Here is a 12501-nt window from a genome sequence, read left to right on the forward strand (position 1 = left end):
AAAGGATCAACCATGACCGACACGACTGACACCGTAGGCGTCGCGGGTGACCGCATCCGCTCGATCATTGAGCGCGTCGAGAAGGTTGAGGAGGAGATCAAGGATCTCATGGAGGCCAAGAAGGAGATCTTCCTGGAGGCCAAAAGCGAAGGTCTCGACGTCAAGATCCTCAAGGATCCTGAGGTAGCGTCCACGGACGAGGTGTAATTTCCGGGACCGTTTCGGTGGGGATTGGGGTGGCCATCGGGGCCGGCGGCTAAGGTGGAGTTTGCGGACTTCAACCTGAGCCGGGAGCACCCGATGACCGACGACAGAGTGGCACTGATCGAGGCGCTGCAGAAGGCTGACGACGGCAACTTCCTGCGCTCGTTGGCCGAGACGGTCCTGCAGATCCTGATGGAGGCCGACGTGGAGGGCCTGATCGGCGCGGGCCGCTACGAGCGCACAGGCGAACGCAGCACCTACCGCAACGGCTATCGCGAGCGCAGCCTCGACACACGGCTCGGCTCACTCAACCTCAAGATCCCCAAGCTGCGGACCGGCAGCTATTTCCCCGGCTTCCTGGAGCCGCGCCGCACGGTCGAGAAGGCGCTGGTCGCCGTGATCCAGGAGGCGTGGATCGCCGGCGTCTCGACCCGGCGCGTGGACGACTTGGTGCAGGCCATGGGTCTGTCGGGCATCTCCAAGTCCTCCGTGTCGAAGCTGTGCAAGGAGATCGACGAGCGCGTGAACGCCTTCCTGACGCGCCCTCTCTCGGGTGCGTGGCCCTATCTCTGGCTCGATGCCACCTACCTGAAGGTGCGCGAGGGCGGTCGCATCGTCTCTGTCGCTGCCATAGTCGCCGTCGCGGTGGACACCGAAGGCCGGCGCGAGATCGTCGGCCTGCACATCGGCCCCAGTGAGGCCGAGGTGTTCTGGACCGACTTCCTGCGGAGCTTGGTCAAGCGCGGGCTCTCGGGCGTGCAGCTCGTCATCTCGGATGCCCACGAGGGGCTCAAGGCGGCCATCCGCCGGGTGCTGAAGGCGACCTGGCAACGCTGCCGCGTTCACTGGACCCGGAACGCGCTGGCCTACGTGCCGCGGACCCAGCAGACCATGGTGGCTGCCGGCCTGCGCCACGCCTTCCAGCAGCCCGATCAGGACGCCGCCCGGGCCGCCCTTCAGCACCTGGGCGAGCAACTGCACAACCGCTGGCCGAAGCTGAAGGTCTTCATCGAGGCCACGTGCGAGGACGTGCTGGCCTACCTGACTTTCCCGCTCCAGCATCGGGCCAAGCTTCACAGCACGAACCCGCTGGAACGCCTCAACAAGGAGATCAAGCGGCGCGCCGATGTGGTCGGCATCTTCCCCAACACGGACTCGATCCAACGCCTGATCGGTGCGGTGCTTCTGGAGGCCAACGACGAGTGGCAGCTTCAGCACCGCTATATGCAGATCGAGGGCATGGCCGGGTTTGCTCCGGCGTTGATCGAGGAGAGCGTCACGACACTTCCACCACAGGCTGCCTGACCGATGGCGGCTCCAATTCCACCCCGAAAGTCCACCTCATTGACGGACGTAACCGATGATCCCTGTTTCAGTGGACACGGAGGTTACGTTGCCCAGCGCTGCTCAGCTTGCTCAGGCGTACGGTAGCCGAGGGCGGAGTGGAGGCGCTGTCGGTTGTAGTAGCCCTCGATGTAGGCGAACAGGTCGCGACGTGCCTCGTCGCGGGTTGCCCATCGGCGCTGATGGACGAGTTCGACCTTGAGTGTGTGGAAGAAGCTTTCCATCGGGGCATTGTCGAAGCAGCATCCTGTCCGGCTCATCGAGGCGACCGCCCCTACGACGGCGAGTTGCTCGCCGTAAGCTGCCGCAGCGTATTGGCTCCCGCGATCCGAATGACAGATGAGCCCGGCAGCTGGCCGTTGCCGCTGGGTGGCCATCATCAACGCGGCCAGGGTCAACTCGATGCGCATGTGCTCGCGCATGGCCCATCCCACGAGCTTGCGGGTGGCCAGATCCAGCACGGCCGCGAGGTAGAGCCAGCCCTCGCCAGTCGCCAGGTAGGTGATGTCGGCTAGCCAGACGCGGTTGGGGGCTGCCGCCACGAAGGTCTGCTGCAGGAGGTTGGGAGCGAGCGGCAGGGGATGATTGCTGTCGGTGGTGCACGGGCGATAGCGGCGGCCTGCCAGAGCCCGGATGCCGTGTCGGCGCATCAGCCGCTCGATGCGGCCTCGGCTGACGCCGCGTCCCTCCGCGCGCAGAGCGGCATGCATCCGCGGTGAGCCGTAGCGGCTCTTGTGCTGTTCCTGCAGGCGTCGCACGTCCGCCAGCAAGGTACGGTTCTCCTGGGCGCGGCGGCTCTCAGGCCGGGAGCGCCAGGCATAATACCCACTGGCCGAGACCCCGAGCACGCGGCACATGAGACGCACCGGCCAGATGCTTCCATGCTGCTCGATGAAGCGAAACGTCATTTCGGCACCTCCGCGAAGATGCCGATGGCTTTTTTTAGTATGTCGCGCTCCATGCGCGTGCGATCGAGTTCGCGCCGCAGGCGAGCGATCTCGGCGGCCTGATCGGCCGGTGAGGTCAGAGGCGAAGCCGCCACAGGCGTAGGCCCACTGCCGACCACACGTGGCGGGCTGTCCTGTAGGCTCGCGCGCCAGGCCCGCAGCATCGAGGGCTGGATGCCAAGCTCGGCTGCGATCTGCATCTGCGGCCGGCCGCTGCTCTCCAGAAGGGCCACGGCCTCACGCTTGAACTCAGGCGTGAACGTTCGTTTCGTTGTCCCCATCAGACACCTTCCAGCCCCCGTAGGAGCGTAGCAGAGGTGTCCACTCATTCAGAGGAAGATCATAGGCGGACTCGCCCGGCTCCGCGAGCGGCCCCCAGCGGCGCACATCGGCGGTGACCGGCCCCCATGGACGCGCGTCGGTGCTGATGGGACGCACGTACTGGGAATGACAGTAGTTGCAGCCGCCCTTGATGTAGACCCGGCGCCCTTCCGCCTCCAGCGGCGTGTAGTCGGCCGCCTCGGTCACGACCCATTTGAGCTGGCCGAGATCGTTGCGCACGACGGCCGTCACCTGCTTGTCGGCAGCCGGCGGATCGCCGGGGGGCGACGCCCCTTGGGTACTCGACGCGAGGAGGAGAACGCCGGTGCAGGCCGCCGACGCGGCGAAGAGCCTGTTCATCGGACGACCTCCGCACCGGTTCGCGTCCGGCCGGAGCCGCCATCGTCCCGATGATTCCGAGGTGCGCCTGGACATCTCCGCCGAGGCCCTGCCCTGGCCGAGATGTCCATCTTGGCGTCGCCTGCAAGGGATTCGGGAGACGAGAACTCCCGATGCGCCGAGCACATGCCCATCGTCGAGCGCATCGGCGACGTCGTCATGACTTTGATCCCTGAAGGCGTTCCTCACATTCTACCGAACACGAAATATCGACTTGTACAAATGCAGAACTTCTTATCGGGACGATCAGCAAACTTATTATGCGCACCGGGAGAAAGGGTGCGACAGTAAACACCGCGTGCGCTCCCGATTAAGCTACCGCAGGGGCGGGAAGGGGTTCTGAGGCCACGTCGTCACGCTCTGCGGGAAGGGGCTCTGCGATGATCGGCTTCCGCCTAGCCCTGCTGCTTCTCCTCGTTCCGATCGCAATCGCCCTGAACGTTTTCGGGTTCGTCGTGTACAAGGCGATGAACCCGCCGAAGACGCAGAGCGAGCAGCACGGCTATCGCGGCACCGGCATGGTGCTACTGCAGGAGCCGAAGGCCAAAGCCGCCGCGCTGGCCGAGAACACCATCCCAGGCTCGGTGCCCTACGCGGGAGACGAGGGCGAGAAGGCCGGCACCGTCTACGAGAACGTCAAAGTCCTGGGCGACGTCAATGTCGGCGAGTTCACGCGGCTGATGGTCTCGATGACCAAATGGGTCGCGGCCGATCAGGGGTGCGCCGCATGCCACAACACAGCGAACTTCGCGGACGACTCGCTCTACACCAAGGTCGTGGCTCGGCGCATGCTGCAGATGGTGCAGCACATCAATTCAGACTGGACGAAGCATGTCGGTGAAACCGGGGTCACGTGCTTCACCTGCCATCGCGGCAAGCTGGTCCCGCCCCATGTCTGGTTCAGCGATCCCGGCCCTGCGCAGGCCGGCGGTTCGGCTCAGATGCCGGCCGGCAAGAATCATCCTTCGACAGCGGCCGGCGGCTCCGCTCTGCCCTTCGACCCGTTCACGCCGTTCCTGGAGCAGGAGGGCGAGATCCGGGTCGCGTCGAAGACCGCATTGCAGACAGGCAACCCGCAATCGATCAAGCAGGCTCAATGGACCTACGCGCTCATGATGAATTTCTCGAAATCGCTCGGTGTGAACTGTAACTTCTGCCACAATACGCGCTCATTCTATAGTTGGTCAGATAGTCCACCTCAGCGAGTGACGGCTTGGCACGGCATCCGAATGGTGCGTGAGCTTAACGGAAATTACCTGAATCCGCTGCGCGATAAGCTTCCCGCGAACCGCCTCGGTCCGGCGGCTGGCGATGCGCCGAAGGTCTACTGCGCCACCTGCCACAACGGAGTCAACAAACCATTGCTCGGAGTCAATATGGTGAAAGACTTCCCGGAACTTAAGACTAAACCCCCGCAACATTCGGACGCGCGATAAAATCGTGAGATTCATGCCTTGCACGGCACAGATGCATCGGCGCATGCGGGCAAGAGCTGATTGCAGCGGGTTGCTGAATCTCACGCCGCGCATCACTTGGCCCGGTGGGATGCGCGGCGTGAGCTCTTCGCTGCTCTTACTCGAAGAGTGGACGGCGCTTAAGGCCAAGCCCCTCCAATGAGGCGGTCGAGCGCGTTCCCAGAATGACCCTGCTCGCGGTCTTTGCGCCCGATAGAGCCTCGCATCCCAGAGCAAATTGTAAGCATCGTACCTAGCATTTGTGCATCTCGTCCGCGCAAAAAATAATCTATGTTGCTTTTTCTGCGCGGAGACAGCGTCATGAATGATCAAGGCGGCGACCTCGCATGGGTGCTCATTCACCAGAGCCGGCAGGCCCGAGCCGAGTTGGAGGACGCCATTCAGCGCTCACGGCAATCGATCATACAGGCGCGAACACTGCTTTATGCCCTCCCTGACCAACTGCAGCAGGTCCGCATCGAGCGTTTTCAAAACAATTCAGCGGAAATTCCGCCTGCAAAGAACATTGCGCGATAAGCGGCATCTGATCTTTCGGTGGCGCAGTCGGCCTGGAAGCCTCATGATGCGGATAGACCGCAACAGACGAAGAGATCTGCCCAGATCTCACGAGTGTTGTTTGCCGTCGATCAGCAGATCGATCAGGTCATGCGCACAGATCCAAATTGTGTTGCGCTCTCCATCGGATGCCCGCTCGCCCGCCAGGACGAAGCGTTTGAGGCTAGTCTTCTCAGTCTGATTGTCCGTGCGCTTGCACCGGCCCAATCTGTTCGTGGGCGGGTTGGGGGGAGATGGCGCGCAGGCCGCCCGACCGGTCAGGGCCTGCAACAGCTTGGCCAACGCGTGGCCTCTCTCCGCCACGTCGTTGTGCGCCCGCGGCAAAGAACGCCTAACGGCGGCATCCTCACCGAAATCCAGGAGCCCGCGTGGAGCGCCGTCGATGCGGGCGAGCTTGATGCCGCGATCGGGAGGCTGCCGATCCAAAGCTTCGCGACCGAGCGCGACGAGCCCGAGACAGCGGGCGTCGATCCAGAATGGCTGTTCGGAACTGGCGCGGTGCGCCGAAATCCGAGAGCCCGAGGCAATTCCGACGTGCTCGGACCGGAGTGGCACGCGCAGCGGCGGCGCCCGATCGCTCGGCCCCCGATGACTTCTGCTCCAGACCTCTTCCGCAGGAGGTCCGCGACACGATCGCGCTCGGGCGACTGTGACCCTCCTCACAGACGTGTCGGGACCATCGGGGCATGTGGTGCGTGCTCAACCACACAGGAGCACACCCATGCGGATCACCATGAGGCAGTACCTCCGCGCGTGCAGCATGATCGTCGTGGCACTCTTTGCCATAGCCGCGGCCTCTCTGGTCGGCCGGGCCTATCACCCGACCGAGGCCGTGGCCGAACAGGTTCAATCCGGCGGCCCCGTGCCATCGACCTCACCTGTCCGTAGCCGCCGGCTCCGCTCCGAGCTCGCCGGATGCCGCGCTGATCTGCTGGCAGCCAAGGTGTCGACGCGCGACAGATGACGCTGGTGCAGGCCGGTCGCCACCGATGGCGGGAGAGTCCTGAGGGGAGGGAAAGACCCCGTATCGTCCATCACCAGCGGCCGGCTCGCAGATCACGGCTCGCAATCCTCGGACCGCGCTCGCGTACGCCAAAGTGCCTTCAGGCCTCGAATTGCAGCCTCGCCAGCAGGCCTCGGTCGATTTTGGCTTGTGGTGCCCTTCCGAAGCTCTTCGGCGCGCGGTCAAGCTGATGCCGCCCAGGAACACGGGCATGTGTGAACCGACACCGCAATCGTCGGACCATGGGCGCATCTCTTCATCATCGGGAGCCTCGGAGGGCGACCGTGATGATCCCCCGCCTGCACCTCGACGACACCGCCATGGTGCTGTTCGCGATCGCGCTTCTCATGGCGGTGGGCATCGCCGCCGGGTCGGCAGCCAGAGGCCTGCGCGCCGCGCAGTTCCGACGCCTACAGCACGCCCTCCGCGTCGTCACGGCGGCGCTCTGACCCGCATCGAGTGATGCAGCTCTGCTCCTGGCGCCGGGCCGGTGGCGGGCCGCACGGTCAGTAGCCTGTTCGCTGCTCCGAGCATGTCGTCCTCAGGCGACAACCTACTCGACCACGAGGTTGAGGGTGCGTGAGGCTGGCGCGAGCTCCACACGCCGGCCCCAGTCGAAGGGGATGAAGTCCTGCTCGATCCCGTCCGCGAACACCACTCCGCCCTCGTTCATGCGTGACGTCACAGAGAGCGGCGATGCGGCAAGCTTGCCCGCACGGAGCCCCGTGGAAGTCGTCACGCTGGGAAAGGGTTCTCGTACCCAGTAGCCTACGGCCCGCTCCTCCGGACCGATCCGAAGTGTGAGCCCCGTCGCCTCGCTGATCGAGCGCGCCCAGCCGGTCACGCCGGTGCCCGACGCCACGATGAGCCCGCTCGACGAATGATCTTCGACCGCGTCCCCGAACTCGATACGGTAGCGCGCGGATTGATGACTGCGATGGCCCACGAAGATCTCGTTGAGCGCCAGCAGACGCTCGCCGCCGTCGAGCACCGCCTGCACCATGGTGCGATGCTCGACAGAGGCTGCACCCGCGACACTGGCAGGCAGAAGCGAGGCCAAGCGTCCCACCGCGACCCGCGCCAGCACCCCGTCGTAGAGATCGGGGGCCGGATTGATCCCGATCACGGGCTGCGCGCTCAGATATTTCGCGACGTTGGCGACGAGCCCGTCCTGTCCCACGGCGACGATGACATCGTCGGGGGCGAACAGAAACCGGTCGGGGTCGGGCCGTCGCACTAGCGCCTGCCGCCAATCCGACGGCACCGCGGCGCGCGCCTGAATCAGCGTCGCATGGAACTGCGCATGGCGCGCATCGATCGCCTCGATCCGTTGCCCGCGGCTCTCCAGGAAGAAGCGGACTTGGCCGCGGGTCGCATGGCGGGCGAGCAGGAGCTCGTAGTCGGTGTCGCGGGTCACGAACACGGCGCGGGGCGAAACGGCCGGCATGGCCCGGTTCTCAGCGCACGGCGACCGGAGCGGAAGCACCCCGGCGGAACTCGCCGAGCGCCGCGGCCAGAAGGTCCGGCGTCACGTTGACGTGCTCGATCGTCTCCAGCTTGCCCGCGAGTTCCCTGGCCGCCAGCCCGAGCAGGACCGCCGGTGGCAGATCGCGGTAGACGGTGACGCGCCGCTGCTCGGCCTCCGCCCGCGCGCCCTCGACGAGGCGGATGCGCTCGGCCTCCGCCGCCGCCTCCAGCCCGTGAGCTTCGGCGAGGCCAGCCGCACGATCGCGGGCGTTCTCTGCCTCCTCTGCGATCAGGAGCTTCTCGCGCCGGGCCAGTTCCGTTCGTGTGGCGAGCTCGTTCTCCGCGATGGCACGCTCCTTCTCCACGGCGAGGGCGCGGCGGGCGAAGGTCGCCTCGTCGGCCTTCTGCTGCAGCGCCTCGAAGGTCGGAGTCTGGAGCGCGCGTTCCAGCTCGCTCGACGGTGCGAGGTTCGTCAGCCGGACTGAGACCGCGGCGATGCCGATCTCGGCGAGTGCCGCGGATGTCGTCAACACCGTCTCCAGCGTGCCGCGCACCGGCTCGGGACCCCCGTCGAGGAGGGTGTCGATCCGCCTTTCGCCGAGATATTGCAGGATGGCCTGACCCGCGATGCCGCTGATGCGCGCCTCGATCCACTCAACCGGCTCGCTCCGCAGCTTGCCGGTGACGAGATCGATCGCGAAATCGACGCGGCTCGCCAACAATTCAGGGGCGATGACGTGCCAGCCGATCGTCCCCTGGACCGCGAGCGTCTGGAAATCCCGGCTGCGGCCGCGCACGAACAGCGTCATTTCGCGGTCGTCCACCGGCACCTCGCTGATGCTCGCGGTCTCGGGACGGAACCAGAAGACGAGGCCCCGCCCGCTCTGCCGGATGCGGCCGTTGCGGTAGCGGATGACGTGGCGGCTCGTCTCGCTCCGCAATTGTGCGATCAGGCCGAGGTTGCGGATCGTGGCCATGGGCTCCTCCTGCGGATCAGCGCGGCCGCGTGAAGCGGTAGAGTTCGGCGGGGCGGAAGGATGTCCCGGCCTCGCGGGTGCCCGTGGGGGCAAGCCAGCCGCGGTCGAGCATCCGGCGGCGGAAGGCCGGCTTGTTGAGCGGCGTGGCGAGGATGGCCTCGTGCACGTCCTGGAGCTGGCGCAGGGTGAACTGCTCGGGCAGCAGCGCGAAGCCGACATCCGAGTAGTCGAGCTTGCCCCGCAGACGCAGCACCGCGAGCGCGAGCATGTCGGCGTGGTCGAAGGCGAGGGGAAGGGTCTCCCCCCTGCGCGAGAGGGCCGAGATCGGCCCTCCGGTCTCACCGGTCCAGGGCACGTCGAGAGTGGCCACCATGAGGTCCGGCTGGCCCTCCAGCGCATCGGCGAAGGTCTGCTCCGGCAGGAGCGCAAGATGGGCGACGGAGACGATGCGCATGCGCGGGTCGCGGTCGAGCGCTCCAAATGTGTAGAGCTGCTCCAGATAGGTCTGGGCGATGCCGGCCTTCTCGCGCAGCACGCGCTCGGCTGCCGCGTCGAGGGTTTCGTCGAGGCCGACGAAGCCGCCGGGCAGCGCCCATCGGCCGGCATGCGGGTGCCGGGTGCGCTTCAGCAGCAGGGCAGCGGGACGGCCGTCGCGCAATCCGAGAAGAACGAGGTCCACGGCCAGCGCCGGACGTGGGTAGGCAGCTGGATCATAGTCGGCCAGGAAGTCGGTTTTGCTCATGCTGCAGTCTTATGTTCTATTTGCATTTAAGTAAAGCGCATTTTGCGCATATGCCGGGTGCGAAGCTCGCGCGTTCTGGGTCGGCGCGGGCGTGCCAGACTTCGGACCCCGCTTGGGCAGAGCCGAGCGGCGACCAGGGCTGCTTCGCAACCGGAGCTGTCTGCATCACCGCAAGCTTTGCCGTGACGGCACGGCCAACCCATGGAGTTCGGATGTCCGTGATCGCCCAGCATCGCCGGCAGGCTGAGCAATGGCCTGTCGAGGTCGGCTTACGCGCCTGCGAGGTCAGCGTGCTCGCCGCCCTCTTCCGCAGTCGCGACTGCTGCAGAAGTCTGGCTCTCGGAGCGAAGCCAAAAAATACAGCGACAACAACCCAAGTGTAATTCGCAGAGCTTGGTCCGCAAAATACAGAATCTTCCACAGCAAGTTGACCGCGTCGGCTATCCCTTCGGCTTCCGATCTGCTTCGAACTACGTAGGAAGTGGAAATCTGGAGGCGGAAGGGTGACGCAGACGATCGGTGACACCTCGCGCATGTCAGAGGTCGTTCGGCTCGCCGGCGAACTTTCGAACCGCGTCCTCGATGCCCAGATCATGAAGCGGCCGATCCGCGAGGATGAGGTAAGGGCGCTCATCGACGCCGCCGGCCTGCTAGAGGAGCATGCCGTTCCCTGGCCGCCCCTGATGTTGCAGGTTCTTCGCAGGATTCACGACGAGGCCGGTGCCGGCGCAAGCGGCGAGGCGGAGCCTGCCGCCGATTCCGGCCCGCAGGAAACCCCGACGGCCAAAGGCCTCTTCCGGTTTCTCAGCCCCCTTCGCGTTCGAAGGGCCTAGTTGTCTTCGACAGGTTCTGATCGAGCGGATCGCCTGGATAACGGCAGGCCGGACCTCGGTCAGGCGATCGCCCGGCCCGCCGTAGCGCGCGGGCTGGGGGTCGCCCGACCAAGGCCCTTCAACCTGCCGCGGGCTCGTTGATGCCATCTGACGATCGGGGCAGCCCGAACCTTACGCTCGGCTCCTCACCGGACGCCCCTCTCTCTAGAAACGGCCCGCAAGCGTCAGGCGGACGGCCGTCGGCTCGACGGGGTGGAAGTGTCGATCGGCGACGCCCTCGGTCGGCTCGCCGGGTAGGCGCGATGTGTAGAAGTAGGTGATCTGGTCGGCCTTGGCGTTCGTCAGGTTCAGGACGTCGAGCGACAGGCTCACCCCGGCCTCGAACGTGTAGCCGACCCGGCCGTTGAGGAGGGCGGTGGGCTTGGAGCGCGCCGAGTTGTCCTCGATCAGCGGGCGCGGTCCGAAATAGCGGAACCGCAGGGATCCGAACCAGCCCGTGCCCTCTCCGAACGTGATCCCGGCCGAGGCGATCGTGGTCGGCGCGTCGGGCACGCGATTGCCGGCCGGATTGCGGTCCGAGAAGCGGGCGTTCGTGACCGTCAGGTCGCCCTCCAGCGTGAGCCAGGGTGCGAGGGCGTAGCGGTTCGTCCACTCGATGCCGAAGCGGCGCGTCGGACGGCTCGGCTCGGTGGTGCCGGTATCGCCCTGGAACAGGTTCTCGGAGGCGAAGTCGAGCTGGAAGAGCGCGAGCGACGTCTCGAGCCCAGGGAGCGAGCGATTGCGGATGCCGATCTCGGATCCCGTCGAGGGCACCAGGAAGGGCGAGCGGGCGATGTTGAAGAGGGGGCTCGCCGGATCGACCGTCGCGACGACGCCGCGCACGTCGTTCGAGTGGAAGCCGCCGCCGTAATTCACGTAGAGCTCGGTGTCGAACCAGGGACCCAGCACGAGGCCGAGCTTCGGATTGACGATGCCGTCCCGCGCCCGGCCCGAGTTGGCCGGTGTGTCGGAGACAACGTCGGCGTAGTAGCCGTCCGCGCGGAAGCCGACGCTGGTGCGTAGCCAGTCGGTCCAGCGCACCCGGTTCTCGTAGTAGAAGGCGGCACTCGCCTCCAGCACCCGGTCGTCAAGCACGGTCGAGCGGTACAGTCGGTTCGTGGTGTTGAAGAGGCCGACGCGGATCGAGTCCGTCCGGGTCTGGACCCCGATCTCGTTCTCCATGGGCAGGCCGAACAGGGCGCCCTGGAATGTGTGGGAGACCTCGCCGCCGCCGAGAACCCGATTGTCGTGCTGGCGGAACTGGTCGCCGTTCACTGGATCGTTGAGGAAGTAGGTGAAGTCGTTCCAGAGGTTCATCCCGTAGCGGATCACGTAGGTGTTCGCGCGGGTGATGCCGGTCTCGTCCGTGCCGCTCCAGCGCCCGGACAGCGAGAATCGGCCCGTGTCGCCGCCGTCGGTCGGGTTCAGCGTGTCGAAGCGTCCGATCAGGCCTCCGCTGACGGCCCGCTCCGGGATCTGGTTGGTGGCGTTCCATCTTGCCCAGTAGGCCATCCCGGTGAGCGCGAAGCCGTCGGTGGCGGTGCCCTGGCTGTAGCGGAGGACGCCGTTGAGCTTGCGCAACCGGTCCGGCTCGGCCCAGGGACCATCGTAGACCTGCGCCTCGCCGGCCACGAGGAGGTGGCCTGCGCCGAGCGGCGCGGAGCCGATCGTGAGCGCGCGCTTGTAGCCGAACGACCCGATCGAGGTGAGCGCGAGGTTCTTCTCGACGCTGTCGAGGTAGTCGATGCGCACCGAGCCGGCCGAAGCGAAGTCGCCGTCGCGGACGAAGTAGGGCCCCTTGTGGAACTCGACCGCGCCGACGAGTTCGGGGATCAGGAAGTTGATGTCGGCGTAGCCCTGGGCGTGGGCGTTCGTGCGCATATTGACCGGCATGCCATCGACCGTGATGGCGATGTCGCTGCCGTGATCGAGGTTGAAGCCGCGCAGGAAAAACTGGTTGGCCTTGCCCTCGCCCGAGTGCTGCGTGACGATGAGGCCGGGCACCGCCTCCAGCACCTCGCCGGGGCGGGTCACGGGACGGTTGTTGACCTGCGCCCCCGTGATCACGCCGGCGCTGGCGGAGTCGACGCGCGGGAGAGGGCCCCCGATCCCCGTCACACCACCGACGTAGCCGGCACTGGCAACCGGACCGGACGTGCTCACCATCGGTGTTTCCGCGGTCACCGAGATCTCGG

The 12501-nt window shown here is 66.0% G+C and carries 13 protein-coding genes and 1 pseudogene; 7 read left to right on the plus strand and 7 right to left on the minus strand.

Annotated elements, in window-relative coordinates; genetic code table 11:
- Positions 1-12: 12 nt before the first annotated feature.
- A pseudogene (locus DK389_RS24350) lies at positions 13-177 on the plus strand (DUF2312 domain-containing protein); the annotation flags it as partial.
- A gap of 123 nt (positions 178-300) precedes the next feature.
- The gene (locus DK389_RS24355) at positions 301-1509 is read left to right on the plus strand and encodes an IS256 family transposase (protein ID WP_109896011.1); all 1209 of its coding nucleotides are present in this window, start codon (positions 301-303) and stop codon (positions 1507-1509) included.
- A gap of 83 nt (positions 1510-1592) precedes the next feature.
- On the opposite strand, the gene DK389_RS24360 is transcribed toward DK389_RS24355, so the two are convergent.
- Both DK389_RS24360 and DK389_RS24365 read right to left on the minus strand, forming a co-directional pair.
- A protein-coding gene (locus DK389_RS24360; protein WP_418291967.1) for an IS3 family transposase occupies positions 1593-2776 on the minus strand; the annotation gives its coding sequence in 2 pieces (ribosomal slippage) (positions 1593-2482 and positions 2482-2776; 1185 coding nt in all).
- Entirely contained in the window at positions 2745-3176 is a 432-nt protein-coding gene (locus tag DK389_RS24365) for a cbb3-type cytochrome c oxidase subunit II (RefSeq protein ID WP_109893476.1), read from the minus strand. The genes DK389_RS24360 and DK389_RS24365 overlap by 32 nt, the downstream gene beginning before the upstream one ends.
- 419 nt (positions 3177-3595) lie before the next feature.
- Here DK389_RS24365 and pufC point away from each other — a divergent pair, with 419 nt between their 5' ends.
- Positions 3596-4651 carry a photosynthetic reaction center cytochrome PufC gene (gene pufC / locus DK389_RS24370; protein ID WP_109893478.1) on the plus strand — a complete coding sequence of 352 codons (1056 nt, stop codon included), beginning with the start codon at positions 3596-3598 and terminating at the stop codon, positions 4649-4651.
- 339 nt (positions 4652-4990) lie between these two features.
- Positions 4991-5206, plus strand: coding sequence for a hypothetical protein (locus DK389_RS32815; RefSeq protein ID WP_162560821.1), 216 nt, complete (start codon positions 4991-4993; stop codon positions 5204-5206).
- An 87-nt stretch (positions 5207-5293) separates the two neighbouring features.
- Here the strand turns inward: DK389_RS32815 and DK389_RS24375 are convergent, their stop codons facing one another.
- Entirely contained in the window at positions 5294-5800 is a 507-nt protein-coding gene (locus DK389_RS24375) for a hypothetical protein (RefSeq protein WP_109893480.1), read from the minus strand.
- A 166-nt stretch (positions 5801-5966) separates the two neighbouring features.
- Here DK389_RS24375 and DK389_RS24380 point away from each other — a divergent pair, with 166 nt between their 5' ends.
- Positions 5967-6209 carry a hypothetical protein gene (locus DK389_RS24380; protein ID WP_109893482.1) on the plus strand — a complete coding sequence of 81 codons (243 nt, stop codon included), beginning with the start codon at positions 5967-5969 and terminating at the stop codon, positions 6207-6209.
- Positions 6210-6532: 323 nt separating this feature from the next.
- Complete coding sequence (locus tag DK389_RS32820; protein ID WP_162560822.1) at positions 6533-6697, plus strand: hypothetical protein; 165 nt, start codon at positions 6533-6535, stop codon at positions 6695-6697.
- A 104-nt stretch (positions 6698-6801) separates the two neighbouring features.
- On the opposite strand, the gene DK389_RS24385 is transcribed toward DK389_RS32820, so the two are convergent.
- The 3 genes from DK389_RS24385 to DK389_RS24395 are packed head-to-tail and all read right to left on the minus strand — an operon-like array spanning position 6802 to position 9434.
- A complete protein-coding gene (locus DK389_RS24385; RefSeq protein ID WP_109893484.1) occupies positions 6802-7695 on the minus strand; it encodes an NAD(+)/NADH kinase in 894 nt (297 codons plus the stop codon).
- A 10-nt stretch (positions 7696-7705) separates the two neighbouring features.
- On the minus strand, positions 7706-8692 hold the full coding sequence (locus DK389_RS24390) for an SPFH domain-containing protein (protein WP_109893486.1): 987 nt from the start codon (positions 8690-8692) through the stop codon (positions 7706-7708).
- 16 nt (positions 8693-8708) lie between these two features.
- Positions 8709-9434 carry an NUDIX hydrolase gene (locus DK389_RS24395; RefSeq protein WP_109893488.1) on the minus strand — a complete coding sequence of 242 codons (726 nt, stop codon included), beginning with the start codon at positions 9432-9434 and terminating at the stop codon, positions 8709-8711.
- 593 nt (positions 9435-10027) lie between these two features.
- Here DK389_RS24395 and DK389_RS24400 point away from each other — a divergent pair.
- Positions 10028-10267 (plus strand): hypothetical protein, encoded by a 240-nt coding sequence (locus tag DK389_RS24400; RefSeq protein WP_236960335.1) that lies wholly within the window; start codon positions 10028-10030, stop codon positions 10265-10267.
- 204 nt (positions 10268-10471) lie between these two features.
- On the opposite strand, the gene DK389_RS24405 is transcribed toward DK389_RS24400, so the two are convergent.
- Entirely contained in the window at positions 10472-12472 is a 2001-nt protein-coding gene (locus DK389_RS24405) for a TonB-dependent receptor (RefSeq protein ID WP_194075107.1), read from the minus strand.
- Positions 12473-12501: the final 29 nt, after the last annotated feature.

This window comes from Methylobacterium durans (assembly GCF_003173715.1).
Classification (GTDB): domain Bacteria; phylum Pseudomonadota; class Alphaproteobacteria; order Rhizobiales; family Beijerinckiaceae; genus Methylobacterium; species Methylobacterium durans.

What these genes read in the sequence shown, in the direction of transcription:
- DK389_RS24355 (WP_109896011.1), top strand. Translation starts at nt 301, where the DNA reads ATGACCGACGACAGAGTGGCACTGATCGAGGCGCTGCAGAAGGCTGAC.
- DK389_RS24365 (WP_109893476.1), bottom strand. Translation starts at nt 3,176, where the DNA reads ATGAACAGGCTCTTCGCCGCGTCGGCGGCCTGCACCGGCGTTCTCCTC.
- pufC (WP_109893478.1), top strand. Translation starts at nt 3,596, where the DNA reads ATGATCGGCTTCCGCCTAGCCCTGCTGCTTCTCCTCGTTCCGATCGCA.
- DK389_RS32815 (WP_162560821.1), top strand. Translation starts at nt 4,991, where the DNA reads ATGAATGATCAAGGCGGCGACCTCGCATGGGTGCTCATTCACCAGAGC.
- DK389_RS24380 (WP_109893482.1), top strand. Translation starts at nt 5,967, where the DNA reads ATGCGGATCACCATGAGGCAGTACCTCCGCGCGTGCAGCATGATCGTC.
- DK389_RS24385 (WP_109893484.1), bottom strand. Translation starts at nt 7,695, where the DNA reads ATGCCGGCCGTTTCGCCCCGCGCCGTGTTCGTGACCCGCGACACCGAC.
- DK389_RS24390 (WP_109893486.1), bottom strand. Translation starts at nt 8,692, where the DNA reads ATGGCCACGATCCGCAACCTCGGCCTGATCGCACAATTGCGGAGCGAG.
- DK389_RS24395 (WP_109893488.1), bottom strand. Translation starts at nt 9,434, where the DNA reads ATGAGCAAAACCGACTTCCTGGCCGACTATGATCCAGCTGCCTACCCA.
- DK389_RS24400 (WP_236960335.1), top strand. Translation starts at nt 10,028, where the DNA reads ATGAAGCGGCCGATCCGCGAGGATGAGGTAAGGGCGCTCATCGACGCC.
- DK389_RS24405 (WP_194075107.1), bottom strand. Translation starts at nt 12,472, where the DNA reads ATGGTGAGCACGTCCGGTCCGGTTGCCAGTGCCGGCTACGTCGGTGGT.